Source organism: Janthinobacterium sp. 64, assembly GCF_002813325.1.
Classification (GTDB): Bacteria; Pseudomonadota; Gammaproteobacteria; order Burkholderiales; family Burkholderiaceae_D; genus Janthinobacterium.
This window is the reverse complement of the sequence record NZ_PHUG01000001.1, coordinates 1,359,787-1,376,466: the sequence shown is the minus strand read 5'-3', so window position 1 is coordinate 1,376,466 and position 16,680 is coordinate 1,359,787. Positions and strand designations below refer to the sequence as shown.

Below are 16,680 nucleotides of genomic sequence, written 5' to 3'. Positions count from 1 at the left end.
AATATGCAGGCACTCATCGCCGTATGGATAGCCGTTGTGGCCCTGCTTGCTTGCGCGCCGGTCCAGGCGGCAACCTACGCCAACACCAGTTTTGCCTACAGCTGGATCGACGCCAGCAATCATGCCAAGCTTGGCTATAACACCACGCCCTACAGATTCAACGGTTCCACCGGCTGCGGTACCTCGCCGCCCATCCTCGACGACACGCTCAGCGATGCCTTGCCCATCGGGTTCAGTTTCATGTATTCGGGCGTGGCCTTCACCACCTTGCGCGTGATGACGAATGGCCGGGTGCAGTTCAATAACAATGTCACCTGCGGCTACGGCAGCCCGGTGCAGACGCTGCCGTATCCGGACAGCAGCTTGAACTACACCATGCGCATCTATGGCAACGACCTCGATCCCACCTCGAAACTGGAACTGCCCACCTACAGTACCGCCTGCGCCAGCCGCCTGACTTGTTACGTCAGCTACGCCACCATCGGCACGGCGCCGTACCGCAGCTTCGTGGTGACCTGGAATAATGTGCCGGAATGGACCACTGGCACCACTACCACTGGCTCTTACAGCCTGCAATTGATCTTGCAGGAAAACGGCGAATTCATCTACCAGTACGGCACGGCAGTGGCGGGACCTTCCGCCAAGCTGGGACAGATCGGCTGGCAAGCCGACAGCAACGATTACGACACGCCGCAAACCGGTTTTCCGGTCACCAATTCGGCGATCAAGTTCTACATTCCCCGCCCCGTGGTCGAGTACCGCATGGAGCAGCCCAGCTGGAACAATACACCCGGGCAGGTGTCCGATACCAGTGGCAACGGGCGCGACGGCACGGTGCTGGGCGGCGCGCAGACGATCGCTGCCGGCCGCGTCTGCCGCGCCGCCAGTTTCCCCCTCAATACCAGCGCCGCCGCCATCGCCGCGGTCGACAGCGGGCTGTCGGTGCCCGCCACCATGGGCGGCGCCGGCACCATCACCTTCTGGTACAAGGCCAATACGGCCTGGTCCGGCAGCGGCACGCGCGATGCGCAACTGCTCGACGCCACGCAGATCAACAACGAGTGGTTTTTTCTCGTGCGGCGCAGCACGGGCGCCCTGCGCTTCGTCGTCACGGACAGCCTGGGCAACGTGCGCGTGGTGGAAACGGCTGCCAATAGCGTGCCCGCCGGCACCTGGAAGCATATCGCCGTGAGCTGGAGCTTCAATGCGCTGGCGGCAGCCAATAGCGACCGCCTGCGCATCTACGTCGATGGCGTGCTGCAAAAGGAGTCGGCGTTTACCACCGCGGCGGTGGTCTCGCCGCGCATCGGCAGCCTGTTCATTGGCGACAACCGCAGCGCGGTGACGGGACAGAGCGGCAGCGGCAATTCCACCGATGGCGCCATCGACGAATTGCGTGCCTATAATTACGAGGGCGGCCTGGCGCTGGTACAGCGCGACCAGAATCTCAGCCAGGCCGGCTGCCTGAGCCATTACGCGGTGACGAATACGGGGTCGGGCCTGACGTGCCAGCAAAGCACGGTCACGGTCACGGCGCATGACGTCAATCACAACAATATCGTGATGCCGAACAACACCACGCAAATCCTGCTGACGACCTCGAACGGCATCGGCGACTGGGCCCTGATCGCGGGCTATGGCGTGCTGTCGAATGGCACGCTGAACGACGGCGTGGCGACCTATCTGTTCAACGGCGAGTACCAGGCCGTGTTTGGTCTGAGCAGCGGCACGGCCGCCACCGTCAGCGTGAATGTGACGGATGGGCAGTTCACGGAGCAGGAAGACCAGTCGCTGGTGATCAAGGCGTGCGCCGTGGCCCGCTTCAACGCCTGCGAGGCGACCTCGCCCCGTTGCGTGCCCAGCACCAGCAGCCTGACCTATGCGCGCCTGAATACCAAGCTGGCCGACACGGCCTTCAAGCTCGACCTGGTCAAGCTGAAAACGGACGCCAGCCTGGAAACGAACTTCAATGGCAAGGCCACGGTGGATTTGCTGGCCAATACCGCTACCGGGGTGGCGCTGGGGGCGAATAACTGCCCGGCCAGCCAGACGGCCGTGATTCCGCTGGGCCTGGTGGCATTCACGGGCGGCTATTCGAGCGCGAATGTGAGCATCGCTGCCAGCGCCTTCAGTGCCGTCGCGCCCAGGTACAGCGCCTACCGCGATGTGCGCGTGCGCGTCACTTGCACCGCGGCCGAGTGCGGCACGGCCAACGTGGGCTGCTCGACCGACAGCTTTGCCGTCCGGCCGCAGCAGTTCACGCTCAGTTCGAACATGAGCAATAGCGCCCTGAGCGGTACGCCCAGCCTGGCGGCGGGCGCCCAGTTTACCCTGGCCGCTGCCGCGGCGGCCGGTTATAACGGCACGCCGCTGGTCGATAATTCCATGGCCGGCCAGAAAATCACCAGCTTCCTCAGTGTCACCGACTACACCGACCGCCTCGCGTCGGCCTCGAATGCCAGCCCGTTTCCGCTGGGGCAGGCGGTGCTGGCCAGCGGCCTGGCCAGCAACAGCGGCGTGACGTACGGCGATGTCGGCACCTTCCGCATGCTGCCCGAGGCGGTGCTCGACAATGCCTACACCAGCGTCGACCAGCCTGGCGACTGCGTGATCGGCAGCAGCAGCACGACGGCCGTGAATGGCAAGTTCGGCTGCAATATCGCCAACCAGGCGCAGACCCCGGCCCCCGTCTTTGGCCGCTTTTTTCCTGACCACTACGCGCTCACGGGTGCGCTGACGGCGGCCTGCGGCGACTTCACCTACCTGGGCCAGCGCGAACTGGGCGTCGTGCTGGGCGCGACGGCCTTGAGCAAGGGCAACCAGATTCTGGCGCGCTACGGCAGCGCCTATCCCGGACTCGCCAGCGTCAGCGTGGGCGCGGGCAATGCCGGCGCGGCACTGTCCATCGGCCGCCTGGCGCCAGCCTTGCCCGCCTTTGTGTGGAGCCAGGGGCGCAGCGGGCGTTCCTATACGACCGATGGTGGCGCGTATGCCGCCGGCAGCACGCAAGTGGTGGTGGCCGGTAGCGGCGGCCTGTCGGCGGGTGAACTGATCAAGTTCGGCGGCGACGGCGCCATCTACACGGTACAGGCCGGCACTGCCGGCGCGGGCAGCATCACGCTCGCCGCGCCTGGCCTGCTGCAGGCCATTCCCAGCGGCGCGACCGGCATCACGGTACTGCACAGCTTTGACCGTCTGGCCAGCGGCCAGGATGGCCCGTACGACGATTTTTCGCTGGTGGTGGGCATCAGCGACAGCGACGGCGCGCTCATTTCCAGCGTGAATGGCCTGGCGGTCGCACCCGCCGCCAGCGTCGCCATCGGCGATACCCGGCTGCGCCATGGCCGCCTGCGCATCAACAATATGTATGGCTCGGAACAGCGTGCGCTGCTGGTGCCCCTGGTCGCGCAATACTGGAACGGCAGCGCGTATGCCGCCAATACGCTGGACAATTGCACGGCCCTGTTGCGCAAGACGTTTGTCTTGAAGGATTATCTCAACCTGACGGATGTGCAGTTGCCAGCCGCGAGCACCTTGCCGCTCGACAGCGGCTTGCTGCTGCATGGCGGCGGCAGCGTGCTGATGGCCAAACCCGCCGCACCCGTGAAGAAAAAAGCGACGCTCACGCTACAGTCGCTGATACCGTACCTGCCGGGACAGGCGCGCGAAACCATAGGCGCATTCAAGAGCGAGCCCGTGTTCTTCATGCGCGAAATATATTGAAGGGGCGTGAAGGGGCGGCGATTTTCCGGCGCGTCGTGACAATCGTGGTGTTTTCCTGAAAATATGTTGTCAATTGTTTCTTTTTTAGCCTGTTCATACCTGCTATGAATTAAAATTGATTCAATGCATCATTCGGACGGCACCGCTGTCGTCGCATTTCATTCTCTGGATCGGTGGCATGGGTTTATTCGCAAAAGCAAAAAAACACGAGGGTTGGCTGGCGACCTCATTCTCAGCGGAAGGTGTGTGTGCTGCCGTGGTCAAGCGGCGCGCGGACGACAAGCCGCTGGTGCAGGCGGCGGTCATGTATCCCGGACGCAAGCCGCTGGCGGCGGCGACCCTGGAAAAAATGCATCGCGATCTGCATGCCCAGTCGTATCGCAACACCACTTTGCTCGGCGCGGGCGAGTATCAGATACTCACGCTCGACGCGCCGAACGTGCCGCCGGAAGAGCTCAAGACCGCCGTGCGCTGGCGCCTGAAGGACATGCTCGACTTTCCGGCGGCCGACGCCACCGTCGATGTCATCGATATTCCAGCCGACAAGAACGGGCCGGGACGCGCGCAATCGCTGTTCGCCGTCGCGGCGCGCAACAATGCCGTGCTCCAGCGCCAGGCGCTGTATGGCGAATGCAAGATCGGCCTGTCGGTCATCGATATCCCGGAAATGGCCCAGCGAAATATCGCGGGCTTGATGGAAACGCCGGGCCGCGGCCTGGCCATGCTGTCTTTCGATGGCGAAGGGGGGCTGTTGACCGTGACGTTCGATGGCGAACTGTACCTGGCGCGCCGCATCGACGTGACCGTGGCGCAGCTGGCCGATACCAGCGACGAGCAGCGGCAGCAGTATTACGACAAGATCACGCTGGAATTGCAGCGTTCGTTTGACCATTTCGACCGTCAATTCCATTTTATTTCCGTTGCCAGGCTGGTCCTGGCGCCGACCGGCAGCGACGGCCTGCATGCTTACCTGGCGGACAATTTGTACATGCCGGTCGAGGCGCTGGATCTGACGGCCCTGTTTGATTTTTCCAGGGTGCCTGACCTGTTGAGTGCTGTCGGCCAGACGCGCTTTTTCCTGGCCCTGGGTGCTGCCCTGCGGCAGGAGGAGATCCCAGCGTGAGCCAGCAAATCAATCTGTTCAACCCGGCGTTTGAACAACGCAAGCAGGCGCTGTCGGCGCGGGGCTTGCTGCAGGGCCTGGGGCTGGTCCTTGCCGCCAGTGCCGCGGTGGTCTGGTTCGGCGCGCGCCAGGTGGCCGCGCTGGAGCGGACGGCGGCCGACGCCAAGGTCGTGCTCGATGCACGCGAGGCGCGGCGCGCGGATGTGTTCGCGCGCTTTCCCGTGCCCGGCAAGGACCCGCTGATCGCGGGCGCGCTGGGCCAGGCAGAGGCTGACCGCAGCGCCTTGCTGGAAGCCGGACAAATTCTGCAGGGCGGCGCACTGGGCAATACACACGGTTATGCCGATTATTTCCGCGCCTTCGCGCGCGCCAGGGTCAATGGCTTGTGGCTGACGGGCGCGAGCATCGCCGGCGCCGGCAAGGAAATCGAGATCGGCTTGCAGGGGCGCGTCGTGCAAGCAGACTTGCTGCCCCAGTACATCAGCGCCTTGTCCAGGGAATCGGCATTGCAGGGCAAATCGTTCGCGCGCCTGGACATGGCGACCGCGCAGCTTCCTGCCCAGGCCGCCGTGCCAGCGCCGGCATTGCCGGGTGCAGCATCGGCGCCGCGCTTTATCGAATTCAGTTTGCAATCGTCGGCGGCACCCGCCAGCGGCGCAGGGGCGGTCAAACAATGAAACAGCAATGGCAACAATTTGCGCTGAAATTTGATGCGCTCAGCGTGCGGGAACGGCTCATGGTCTTTGGCGCCAGTGCCGCGCTGCTGATTTTCATGGTGGTGTATTTGTTCGTCAATCCGCAGTTGGACAAGCGCAAGGCGCTGGCCGACACGATTGCCCAGCGGCAGCAGGCCGTCGCGGCCATCGATGCCGAGATGGCGCAAAGGATGGCCGCGCATGCGGCCGACCCCAACTTGCAGGACCGCGTCCGGCTCGAACGGATCAGGCAAGAAGTCCAGCAGATGCGCCAGGCCCTGCAATCGACGCAAAATGGCCTGGTGGCACCCGAGCGCATCGTACCGATGCTGCAGCAATTGCTGAAACAGCAGGCCAGCTTGCGCCTGGTGTCGCTGGCCACCCTGCCATCCGGCGCCATGGGGCAGGGCGGCCATGTCGCCAGCAAGGCGGCGGCGTCCGCATCTGCCGCCGCGCCTGCAGGGCAGTCGCCAGCGGACGCCGAGCCGGCGCAGGCGCCGGCCGTGCTATACCGTCATGGTGTGGAAATCGTATTGCGTGGGAGTTATCTGGATATGGTGAATTATATGGATGCCGTGGAAGCCATGCCGTCCCATGTGTTCTGGGGCAAGCTCAATATGCAAGTCGAGCAGTACCCGCATGCCACGCTGAGCCTGACCTTGTACACGCTCAGCCTGGACGAGAAATGGATCGCGCTGTGATGCGCGCCCGTCGTTGCTTGCTCCTTGCGGGCGCGTTGCTGGCCCTGGCGCCGGGGGTGTTTGCCCAGGCGCTGGTCGATCCCACGCGGCCGCCCGATGCGGCGCCTGTCCAGGGTAGTGCAGCCTCTGCCGGTGCGGCGCGGCCGCAGCTGCAATCGGTGCTCATTTCCAATCAGCCTGGCGGACGGCGCCTGGCCGTGATCGATGGCCGCAGCGTGCGCGCCGGTGACAAGGTGGGCGGCGCAGTCGTCGTCAGCATAGGCGAAGCGAGCGTGGTGCTGCGGCGCGACAAGAGTCTGGAAACGCTGCGGCTGTATCCGCAGACGGTCGACGCAAATGATGCAATGCATGTACGAAGGAAACAGGTTCATGTCACCCAATAAACACAAGGCGGGAATGCGGAAGATATTTGAAATAAGCAAGCGGGCAAGCGTCCTGGGTCTTGCTGCGGGTTTGTGCGCCTGCAACGTCGCGCCTGTGAAGCGCGACACCTACAATGCGATCAAGGAGCAGGTGGCAGGCGCAGTGGCCACCACCAGCCCGGCGGCGCAGTCGTCAGCGGTGGAAGACGCGCTGCTGCCGCCGGCGTCCGCGCTGGCAGCGCAGTTGCCCAAGGCGCGCGGCGTGCTCGACGAGCGTTTCAATGTTGCGTTCAACAACGTTCCGGCGCGCCAGTTCTTTCACTCGCTGGTCAACGGCACACGCTACAACATGCTCGTGCATCCTGATGTGCAGGGCAATATTTCCGCCAACCTCAAAGATGTGACGCTGTTCGAGGCGCTCGACGCCGTGCGCGAGATGTACGGCTATGATTACAAGGTCGATGGCACGCGCATTGCGATTCGGCCCCTCACCATGCAAACCCGCATGTTCCAGGTCAATTACCTGACGGGCAACCGCAAGGGGACGTCGAATTTGCGCGTGTCATCGACATCGGTGGGTAATGCCGGTCCCAGCAATAACCAGTCGGGGCAGTCCAGCTCGCAGAACCAGCCGCAGCAGCCAGGCCAGCCAGGCCAGCCCGGTAGCCAGGTGGCGCTCGATAGTTCCAATCTGAGCACCACGTCCGACAGCAATTTCTGGGCGGAATTGAAAGAATCGCTGGGCGCCATCATCGGCGGTACGGCCGATGGCCGCAAGGTCGTGATCAGCCCGCAGTCGGGCGTCGTCGTGGTGCGCGGCATGCCCGACGAATTGCGCGCCGTCGACCTGTACCTGAAGGCGACGCAGCTGTCGGTGGACCGCCAGGTGATCCTGGAAGCCAAGATTCTCGAAGTGGAACTGAACGATAATTTCCAGACCGGCATCAACTGGGCCTCGTTTGCCTCCATCAAGAGCGGCCACACGAACCGCATCTCGACGGGTTTCATCCAGCCGGGCGGCACCCTGGCGCCGCTGCCGTTCAACGGCGGCCAGCCGCCGAACATGACGAATGGCAGCGGCCTGACGGCCAGCAGCGGTTTTGGCCTGAGTTCGGCGGCCACGGCGGCCGGCTCGATGTTTGGCCTGGCTTTCCAGACCGCCAACTTTGCCGCCATGATTACCTTCCTGGAATCGCAAGGCGCCGTGCACGTGCTGTCGAGTCCGCGCATCGCCACCATGAACAACCAGAAGGCCGTGCTGAAGATCGGCACGGACGAATTCTTCGTCACCGGCGTGAGCACCACCGTGACGTCGACCGGCACGGCGGGCGGCACCACCTCCAGCCCGAACGTCACCCTGCAGCCCTTCTTTTCCGGGGTGGTGCTGGACGTGACGCCGCAGATCGACGAGCAGGGCAATATCATCCTGCACGTGCATCCGTCCGTCAGCCAGGTCACCACCGTCAGCAAGCAAATCGACCTGGGCAGCGCCGGTTCGCTGAAATTGCCGCTGGCCGCCTCCAGCACGTCCGAGATGGACAGCATGGTGCGCAGCCAGGATGGACGTATCGTCGCCATCGGCGGCCTGATGCGCCAGGCCACCACCTCGGACCGCTCGCAAGTACCGGGTGCGGGCGACATTCCCGTGCTCGGAGCGCTGTTCCGCAACACGGGACAGGTGATACAGAAGCGCGAACTGGTGGTGCTGATCAAGCCCACCATCGTCGAGGGCGCCAGCAGCTGGAACGAGGACTTGCTCGATTCGGGCAAGCGCATCGAGGCGCTCGACCCACGCCGCCCATCGGAGCGGCGCTAAATGTACCAGGCCCATTTCGGCTTGCGCGAGGCGCCGTTCGGCCTCACGCCCGATACCAGTTTCTTCTTCAACGGCCCGCAGTCGCAAAAGGCGCTCAACACCTTGCTGGTGGCGGCGCGCAATGGCGAGGGCTTCATCAAGATCACTGGCGAAGTGGGCACCGGCAAAACCTTTTTGTGCCGCAAGTTCATGCAATCGCTGGGGCCGGATTTCGTCACGGCCTATATCCCGAATCCGAACTTGCCGCCCCGTTCGCTGATCCTGGCGCTGGCGGACGATCTCGATGTACTGCTGGAGAAAGATGCTGATCAGCATCAGCTGCTCAAGTCGCTCAACTTGCGCCTGCTCAACCTGGCGGCGCAGGGCAGGCGCGTGCTACTGTGCCTGGATGAAGCGCAGGCGATTCCCATCGACAGCCTGGAAGCCTTGCGCCTGCTGACGAACCTGGAAACGGAAAAGCGCAAGCTGTTGCAAATCGTGTTGTTTGGCCAGCCCGAGCTGGACGTCAAGCTGGCCCTGCCGGAGATCCGCCAGCTGACGCAGCGCATCACCTTTCACTATCACCTGGGCCCCTTGTCGCGCGACGACGTGGATTTTTATGTGGCGCACCGCCTGCGCGTGGCCGGTTTCGATGGCGCGCGCCTGTTCAGCCGTGGCGGCGTGAGCAAGCTGTACAAGGCTTCCGGCGGTATCCCGCGCCTGATCAACATCATGGCGCACAAGGCGCTGATGGTGGCGTACGGCGAAGGCCGGCAGCAGGTCAGCGGCCGCCACGTGGCGCTGGCCGCCAGCGATACCCTGGCCAGCAAGCCGCGCCGCTTCTGGCAGCGGCCATGGCCGTGGCTGGCCGGCACCGGCGTGCTGGCCGCCGCCTGCGGCGTGAGCTGGACCTTATTGAACCGATGACGAAGATGAGCCTGTAGATGAGCCTGATTAACAAGATGTTGCAAGACCTCGATGCGCGCGGCACCCCCGATGGGCGCGGCGACGCGGCCGGCATCCGCTCCGTGCCCGAACGCGAGCGGGGCCTGCCGCGCGCGCTGGTCTTCGGCGGCGCGGCCGGCCTGACGGCGGCCGCCATCGCCCTGGGCTGGGTTTACCTGAAGCGCCCGGCCGTGCCGCCCGTGCTGGTCAGCGTGGCCAACACGCCGCTGCCGGTGGCGGCGCCGCTACCCGTGCCGGTGTCTGCGCCTGCACCAGTGCCAGTGCCAGTGCCAGTCGCTGCGCCGGCGCCGGTCGCTGCAGCGCCGGTGGCACCCGAGCCGGTGTTACAGGCCGAGGAGACGGTCGCGCCAGCCAGGCTGCGTGCTGCTGAAATGCGCCGCATCACGGAAAAACCCGCCAGGCCTGCCGTGGCGCCCGTCGTAAAGACGGCCGTTCCCGCCGCCAGCGAACGTATCCTTGACGGCAAACAAGTCACGCCGCAGCAGCGCGTGGAGAATGACTACCGGCGCGCGCTGGGCCAGTTGCAGGATGGCCGCGTCTCGGAAGCGCTGGCCGGCTTGCAGCACACCCTGCAGCTGGACCCGCGCCACCAGGGCGCGCGCGAAACCCTGGTGCGCCTGCTGCTCGAAGCGCAGCGCCCTGACGAGGCGGCGCGCCAATTGCAGCTGAGTCTGGCATTGGACCCGAAACAGCCGGCGCAGGCGATGATGCTGGCCCGCTTGCAGCTGGACAAAGCCAACGGCGGTGCGGCGGCCCTCGATACTCTCATGCGCAGCCTGCCGCATGCTGCCGACAACGGCGACTACCGCGCCTTCCTGGCCGGCGTGCTGCAGCGCGAGCAGCGCTACCGCGAAGCGGCCGAACACTATCAGCTGGCCCTGCAGACAGCGCCCGACAACAGCGTCTGGTGGATGGGCCTGGGGATAGCATTGCAAGCCGACAACCACCCGGCCCAGGCGCGCCAGGCGTTCGAGCGGGCCAAGGGCTTGCAAACCCTGTCGCCGCAGCTGCAGGCGTTTGTCGAGCGCAAGCTGGTGCAGCTGACGGCGGCTGCGACGAAGTAACTTTGATCTCAATGAAAGAAACCAGCTTGAAACCTTTCGGTTTGCTCATCGTCCTTTGCTGCCTGGCCAGCGGCGCAGTTGCCGCGCCCGCCAGCTACGAACTGGAAAATACGGAGGTGCGCGACATCCGCGCGCAAGCCCTGAAGCGCGACTATCAGGTGTATGTCGCCTTGCCCGATTCCTACCGTCAGGGCAATAAACGCTATCCGGTGCTGTTCGTCGTCGATGCCAATTACTCGTTCGCCATCGTGCGCAATATCGCGCAGCGCCTGAACAAGCATGCTGGGATGGAAGAAGTGGTGGTGGTGGGCCTGTCGTACGCCAACGGCGATGGCGGGGTGTACAGCCGCCGCCGCGACTACACGCCCACCACGCCGCGCAAGCACGACTACCGCTCGGACATGCCGGGGCGCCAGCCGGTGTTCGGTGAAGCGAAGGCGTATGGCCAGTTCATCTCGGGCGAGGTGTTTCCCTTCATCGCGCAACATTACCGCGTCAACATGCAGCGCAAGGTGTTTATCGGCCACTCGTACGGCAGCCTGCTGGGCCTGCAATTTCTGCTCACCGAACCGCGCACCTTCGAGCATTACATCCTCGGCAGCCCGTCGCTGTGGTACGACGCCGGCATCATGTTCGACCGCGAGCAGGCGTATGCCGCCAGCCACAAGGACTTGCCCGCGTCCGTGTTCTTCGGCATCGGCGGCCTGGAAAAACTGGCGGCGGGCAAGAAGCGTTCGCGCTCGGAAGAAGAGGCCGACATGCTGGCCGATTTGCGCGAGTTCGATGGAAAACTGACATCGCGCAAGTTCCCGAATTTGAAAACGCGCTTGCGCGTGTTCGAGGACGAGGACCATGCGAGCGTGTTTCCGTTTGTGCTGACGCACGGCTTGCGGGCGTATTTGAAAGCATCGCGGTGAGCATCCCGATACCGCAATGGCGAGCGTGCAATCGAGGTGGCGAAATGGCGTTTCAATCCCCCAATTGAGCAGTTTGTCGCACTGGCATGTGCCAGAAAATGGCAACCGGATAGCATACAGTGGGCTTCCTCATGATGAGTTGGCCGCAAGCGAGTGTTCGATACTGGCGCTGCCGCAGTCATCAACGGATGCTTCTCCATGACCTCGACCCGGATGAAATACGCATGAAATTGACCCTTTCACATATTCTTTCTACCTGCCTGCTTGGCACCTTGGGCGCGATCGGTGGTGCGCAAGCGGCTCCCGCCGATGCCGAACTGCTGGCTTTGGTGCAGCGCCATGCGCAGGCGCAGAATAATTTTGATCAAGTTGCCTTGAAAGCCACCACGGCCGAGAATTATGTGGAAATATCGCCGGTCGGCGAGGTGGACGGGCGTGAAAAAATGCTCTCCTTCTATGCGCCAGAGCAGAAACGGCCGAGTCCTCAACTCCAGGTCGATGAGCCGGTGGTGCGTCTTTTTGGCGATACGGCGCTCATCTCGGCACGGTTGTCCTACCGCGTCAATCAGGACGCGGCTGCCCGTACCTTCGCCCTGCGCGCCGGGTATGTGGCTCGGCTTGTCGACAAGCAATGGCTACTGGTCAACGCACAGTACACAGGCATCCGCCCACCGAAACCGTGAGCTGACATTTGGTCTGGCGCCCGGCGTTGTCCAGGCAGCCTACAACCTTGCCTCATCCCCCCACACATTGCGCATGCTGAAATGCACGCCTGCGTCATCTTCATGCAGCGACGAAACGATGGCGAACTGGCTGTCGGTCGTGTCGCGCGGCGTCATCTGCGCCAGCTGGGCGGCGGCCAGCGGCGCGCCCAGCGGGTCGCTGAGCGGATGCACGTGGGCGGCGCCCCGCTGCGTCACCACGCCCAGTTCGCCGCTGCGCAGGCGCACCAACGTTCCGGGCGGATATTTGCCCAGCAGCTTGACGAACTGTTCCCCCAGCAGCGGGTCGATGGGCAGGTTCTGGTCGAGGAAGATGTGCTGCAGCGCCTGGTCGGGCACGATGGAGCGGCGGTAGTTGCGCGCCGAGACGCGCGCGCAATAGCGGTCGGCCAGGCCGATCAATTTCGCGTTTTGCAGGATTTCATCGGCCGTGCGCCCCTGCGGGTAGCCGCTGCCGTCGTCGTTTTCATGGTGCAAGAGCACGCAGCTGAGCCATTCCTCGTCGTCGACGCCGGCGCAGCGCAGCAATTCCGTGCTTTCCTGCGGATGCAGACGCACGATGCGCATTTCTTCGTCATTCAGGGGGCCGCGCCGATCCTGGAAGCTGTCGTGGTGGCGCAGCATGCCCACGTTCATGGTCAGGGCGGCCGCGCCGATCAGCAATAGTTCATCGTGGGACTTGTGCATGCTGCGCCCTACCAGCATGGCCAGCAGCGCCGTTTCGATGCAGTGGCGCACGGCGTAGGTAGCGGCGATCTGGTTGAGCAGGATGCTGGCCAGCGCGATGTCGGCGTCATGTTCGAGCGCGCGCAGCAAGTCGCGGGCGATGTCGCGCACGTCGCGCTCGGCATTGTTTTCGCTGCGCAAGTCCAGCAGCAGGCGTTCCAGGCGTTGCGCCGTTTGATTGAGCAAGCGCAAGACCGACGGCTGCTCTGGCGTGCCCGCGTACAGACCAAGTTGCAGCAAGCGGCCCAGCTGCGCGCCGTCCGTGATGATCTGCCCCTTGCGTAGTTGCGGGCCGGCACTATGGTCAGCCAGAAACAGATCCCAGGGCAGGGGTTCGCCGGGAACCAGGTCGGCCGGGCCGATGCGACGCTGTACCATGCTTGTCATCCTTTGCTCCGCCGTGGCGAAGCCATGCTCAGTGCTCGGTTATATGCTGCGCAGGCGCTCGAGCGCCAGGCGCAAGGTCTCGTCTTTCTTGGCAAAGCAGAAGCGCACGATGCCGGACTCCTTGCCCTGCGCATAAAACGCGGAGACGGGGATGGCCGCGACCTTGATCTCGGCCGTCAGCCATTCGGCGAACTGCGCTTCGGTCTCTTGCGACATGGCATCGTAGCGCACGCACTGGAAATACGTGCCGTCGGCCGGCAGCAGGGTAAAGCGGCTGCCCGCCAGGCCATCGCGGAACAGGTCGCGCTTGCGCTGGTAAAACGCGGGCAAGTCCAGGCAGGGCTGCGGGTTGGCCATATAGCTGGCGATGCCGTGTTGCATCGGCGTGTTGACGGTAAACACGTTGTACTGGTGCACCTTGCGAAATTCCGCCGTCAGGGCCGCGGGCGCCGCCACATAGCCCACTTTCCAGCCCGTCACATGATACGTCTTGCCGAAGCTGGAAACGATGAAGCTGCGCGCCGCCAGTTCCGGGTGGCGCGCGAGCGACTCATGGCGCACGCCGTCGTACACCATGTGCTCATACACTTCGTCGGACAAAATCAGAATTTGCGTGCCGCGCACGATGTCGGCCAGCGCCGCCACGTCGGCAGGGCGCAGGATGGTGCCCGTCGGATTATGCGGCGTATTGATGATGATCAAGCGTGTTTTTGCGCTGACGGCGGCGGCCAGCTTGTCCCACGGCACGCTGTATCCCTGTTCACCCACCTGCATGGACACCAGCACGGGCACGCCGCCGGCCAGCGCGATGGCGGGCAGATAGCTGTCGTAAGCCGGTTCGATGACGATGACTTCGTCGCCCGGATGCACGCAGCACAAAATGGCCGTGGTGAGCGCCTGCGTGGCGCCGGCCGTGACGGTGATTTCCGTGCCGGCATCATAGCCGTGGCCGTACAGGCTGGCGATCTTCGCGGCAATCGCCTCGCGCAAGGGGGCCGCGCCCGTCATCTGCGGGTACTGGTTGTGGCCGGCGCGCATGGCATCGCTGACGAGATCGACCAAGGCCGGGTCGCAATCGAAGTCGGGAAAGCCCTGGCCCAGGTTGACGGCGCCATGCTGGGCCGCCAGGCTGGACATGCGGGTAAACACGGTGGTGCCCACAAGAGGCAGGCGCGAGGTCAGGGTGGGAGTCAGATGGGGCAGGGACGGGCTGTTCATGAACGGTAGGGGCGCGGTGCGGAAAGTGGAATCGTGTCCCATTCTAGCGCAGCGCGCCCCGTTGCGTGCGGGGCTTTAAAGGCTCAGCCTGGCAAGACCCAGCCTTCCGGCAGCATGATCTTGAACATGCCGGCCTTGGCCGTCTTGCGGGCCAGTTTCAGCAGCGCCTTGTCCTTGGTGATGAGGATGTCGGCGTTGGCGTCGCGCGCCAGTTCGAGGAATTTCTGGTCATCCTTGTCCGTGCAGACGGGCAGGCGCACACTGGAAGCGAAAGGCGCCACGACCGTGATGTGGGCGTCGAAGCGGGCGGCGGCGACGGCGCGGCTGGCTTCATCGAGCGGCAGATGTTTGTAATGCAACACGACCAGATATTCCGCGCGGCAATCTTCGCGCGTGATGGCGTGCACGGCGCCGCTTTCCATGGCCGCCAGCAGGCCCGCCCAGCGCGGGTCGTTGAAGACGAACAGGTCGAGGCAAACGTTGGTGTCGAGGACGAGTTTTTGTGGAGCAGGTATCATGTCGGCAATTCTATTCTGTAGTGATAATTTATGTTGATCGTGCTTTCGCCCGCCAAGAGTCTCGACCTGGAGACGCCGCCAACAACCACGTTGCACAGCACCCCCGATTTTCTCGACCATTCCGCGCAGCTGATCGAGCGCATGCGCCAGTTTTCCCCTAGCGAAGTGGGCAGCCTGATGGGTATTTCCGACGCCTTGTCGGCCCTCAACGTGGCCCGCTACGCGTCCTGGACCCCGCAGTTGACCGATGCGCACCAGGCCATCATGGCCTTCAATGGCGACGTGTACACGGGCTTCGGCGCGCGCAGCCTGCAGCCCGAGCAGCTCGACTACGCACAGTCGCGCGTGCGCATTTTATCCGGGCTGTACGGCTTGCTGCGCCCGCTGGACCTGATCCACCCGCACCGCCTGGAAATGGGCACGCGGCTGTCGACCACGCGCGGCAAGGATCTGTATGCGTTCTGGGGCGATACCATCACCGATCGCCTGAACCGCACGGCACAAGAGCAGGGCGCGACAGTGCTGGTTAATCTTGCTTCCGAAGAATATTTCAAATCCGTCAAGCCGCGCCAGCTCCACGTGCCCGTCATCGCGCCCGTATTCGAGGACTGGAAGAACGGCAAGTATAAAATCATCTCGTTCTACGCCAAGCGCGCGCGCGGCATGCTGGCCCGCTATGCGGCCGTCAACGCCATCCGCGATCCCGAGCAGCTCAAGCAGTTCGATGTCGATGGCTACGGTTTCGTGCCGGAAGCGTCGAACGACAAAAACTGGGTGTTTCGGCGTAAGGTCGGAGAATAACCCTAAAGCAAATGCTGGGGTCGTACCCTCAGGGTACGACCCCGGATTTTGCCGTTGGGCTAAGAAAAAACCGGGCTAGCCCGGTTTTTTATTGCAGCTTACTGCCAGAATTTCCACCACTTGCGTTCCTTGTTCACCCCTTCCGGGCTGAGGAATGCCGTGTTCGGGTAGTTCTTGGTCAGCACGCGCAAGGTGTCGTCGCGCAGGTCGGTCAAGCCCAGCTTGTCATACGAGCGGTACATGATGAACAGCGCTTCTTCGATGGCGGGCGAAGCGGCAAAGTCGCTGACCGTCGTTTGCGCGCGGTTGGCGGCAGCCAGGTAGGCGCCGCGGCGGTAGTAATAACGCGCCACGTGCACTTCGTATTTCGCCATGGCATCGATCAAATAGTTCATGCGGGCCAGCGAATCGGGCGCGTATTTGCTATTCGGGAACTTGTCGACCAGTTGCTTGAAGGCCGCAAACGCTTCGCGCGTGGCTTTCGGATCGCGCTCGGTCGGATCTTGCTCGTACAGGAAGTTCAGGAAGCTGATCTGGTCGTTAAAGCTGATCAGGCCACGCAAGTAGTACATATAGTCCACATTGGCGTGGTTCGGATGCAACTTGATGAAGCGTTCGACGGCAGCCAGTGCCTGCGCCTGGTCTCCCGCCTTATAATACGCGTAAGCGATCTCCATCTGCGCTTGCAGAGCATAGTTGCCGAAAGGATAGTTAGCCTCCAGCTTCTGGAACAGGCCGATTGCAGCTTCATAGTGCTGCCCGGCCATTTCTTCACGCGCCTCCGAGTATAATTTCGTAACGGACCAGTTTTTGGTCTCATCCACTTTTTCAGGCAACAAGCTGCAAGCGGACATGCCGAGCAGAACGACTGAAGCGACTACCAACGATAATTTTTTTTGCATGACGTTTTGCAAGAAGGTTTTAACCAAGATTTTACAATAGGCTGATTATAGCCGATGGGA

Annotated in this window: 15 protein-coding genes; 11 read left to right on the top strand and 4 right to left on the bottom strand. The window is 63.3% G+C overall.

From position 1 onward, the window contains the following. Nucleotides 1-3: 3 nt before the first annotated feature. The 10 genes from CLU91_RS06015 to CLU91_RS05970 all read left to right on the top strand — a co-directional run bounded on the left by CLU91_RS06015 (nt 4) and on the right by CLU91_RS05970 (nt 12,029). A complete protein-coding gene (locus tag CLU91_RS06015; protein WP_100873430.1) occupies nt 4-3,723 on the top strand; it encodes a LamG domain-containing protein in 3,720 nt (1,239 codons plus the stop codon). Between the two features lie 178 nt (nt 3,724-3,901). Beyond that, complete coding sequence (pilM, locus tag CLU91_RS06010; RefSeq protein WP_100876600.1) at nt 3,902-4,846, top strand: type IV pilus biogenesis protein PilM; 945 nt, start codon at nt 3,902-3,904, stop codon at nt 4,844-4,846. Then, a complete protein-coding gene (locus tag CLU91_RS06005) occupies nt 4,843-5,523 on the top strand; it encodes an MSHA biogenesis protein MshA (RefSeq protein ID WP_100873429.1) in 681 nt (226 codons plus the stop codon). The genes pilM and CLU91_RS06005 overlap by 4 nt, the downstream gene beginning before the upstream one ends. Then, entirely contained in the window at nt 5,520-6,242 is a 723-nt protein-coding gene (locus tag CLU91_RS06000; protein WP_100873428.1) for a type II secretion system protein M, read from the top strand. The genes CLU91_RS06005 and CLU91_RS06000 overlap by 4 nt, the downstream gene beginning before the upstream one ends. Further along, on the top strand, nt 6,242-6,625 hold the full coding sequence (locus tag CLU91_RS05995) for an MSHA biogenesis protein MshK (RefSeq protein WP_100873427.1): 384 nt from the start codon (nt 6,242-6,244) through the stop codon (nt 6,623-6,625). Before CLU91_RS06000 ends, CLU91_RS05995 begins: the two co-directional genes overlap by 1 nt. A 13-nt stretch (nt 6,626-6,638) precedes the next feature. Continuing rightward, nucleotides 6,639-8,420: a pilus (MSHA type) biogenesis protein MshL gene (mshL, locus tag CLU91_RS05990; protein WP_100873426.1), complete on the top strand. Its 1,782-nt coding sequence runs from the start codon at nt 6,639-6,641 to the stop codon at nt 8,418-8,420. After that, complete coding sequence (locus CLU91_RS05985) at nt 8,421-9,326, top strand: ExeA family protein (protein ID WP_100873425.1); 906 nt, start codon at nt 8,421-8,423, stop codon at nt 9,324-9,326. A gap of 17 nt (nt 9,327-9,343) precedes the next feature. Beyond that, the gene (locus CLU91_RS05980) at nt 9,344-10,429 is read left to right on the top strand and encodes a tetratricopeptide repeat protein (protein WP_100873424.1); all 1,086 of its coding nucleotides are present in this window, start codon (nt 9,344-9,346) and stop codon (nt 10,427-10,429) included. 26 nt (nt 10,430-10,455) lie between these two features. Then, a complete protein-coding gene (locus CLU91_RS05975; protein WP_232730640.1) occupies nt 10,456-11,346 on the top strand; it encodes an alpha/beta hydrolase in 891 nt (296 codons plus the stop codon). A gap of 224 nt (nt 11,347-11,570) precedes the next feature. Beyond that, on the top strand, nt 11,571-12,029 hold the full coding sequence (locus tag CLU91_RS05970) for a nuclear transport factor 2 family protein (protein ID WP_157814620.1): 459 nt from the start codon (nt 11,571-11,573) through the stop codon (nt 12,027-12,029). A gap of 39 nt (nt 12,030-12,068) precedes the next feature. Here CLU91_RS05970 and CLU91_RS05965 read toward each other — a convergent pair whose 3' ends face one another. The 3 genes from CLU91_RS05965 to CLU91_RS05955 form a co-directional block, all read right to left on the bottom strand. Beyond that, the gene (locus CLU91_RS05965; protein WP_100873421.1) at nt 12,069-13,172 is read right to left on the bottom strand and encodes an HD-GYP domain-containing protein; all 1,104 of its coding nucleotides are present in this window, start codon (nt 13,170-13,172) and stop codon (nt 12,069-12,071) included. A gap of 48 nt (nt 13,173-13,220) precedes the next feature. Further along, a complete protein-coding gene (locus tag CLU91_RS05960; protein WP_100873420.1) occupies nt 13,221-14,399 on the bottom strand; it encodes a pyridoxal phosphate-dependent aminotransferase in 1,179 nt (392 codons plus the stop codon). Between the two features lie 83 nt (nt 14,400-14,482). After that, the gene (locus CLU91_RS05955; RefSeq protein WP_100873419.1) at nt 14,483-14,917 is read right to left on the bottom strand and encodes a putative toxin-antitoxin system toxin component, PIN family; all 435 of its coding nucleotides are present in this window, start codon (nt 14,915-14,917) and stop codon (nt 14,483-14,485) included. Between the two features lie 30 nt (nt 14,918-14,947). Here CLU91_RS05955 and yaaA point away from each other — a divergent pair, with 30 nt between their 5' ends. Next, complete coding sequence (gene yaaA, locus CLU91_RS05950) at nt 14,948-15,718, top strand: peroxide stress protein YaaA (protein WP_100873418.1); 771 nt, start codon at nt 14,948-14,950, stop codon at nt 15,716-15,718. A 98-nt stretch (nt 15,719-15,816) separates the two neighbouring features. On the opposite strand, the gene CLU91_RS05945 is transcribed toward yaaA, so the two are convergent. Continuing rightward, a complete protein-coding gene (locus tag CLU91_RS05945) occupies nt 15,817-16,620 on the bottom strand; it encodes an outer membrane protein assembly factor BamD (protein WP_071076763.1) in 804 nt (267 codons plus the stop codon). Nucleotides 16,621-16,680: the final 60 nt, after the last annotated feature.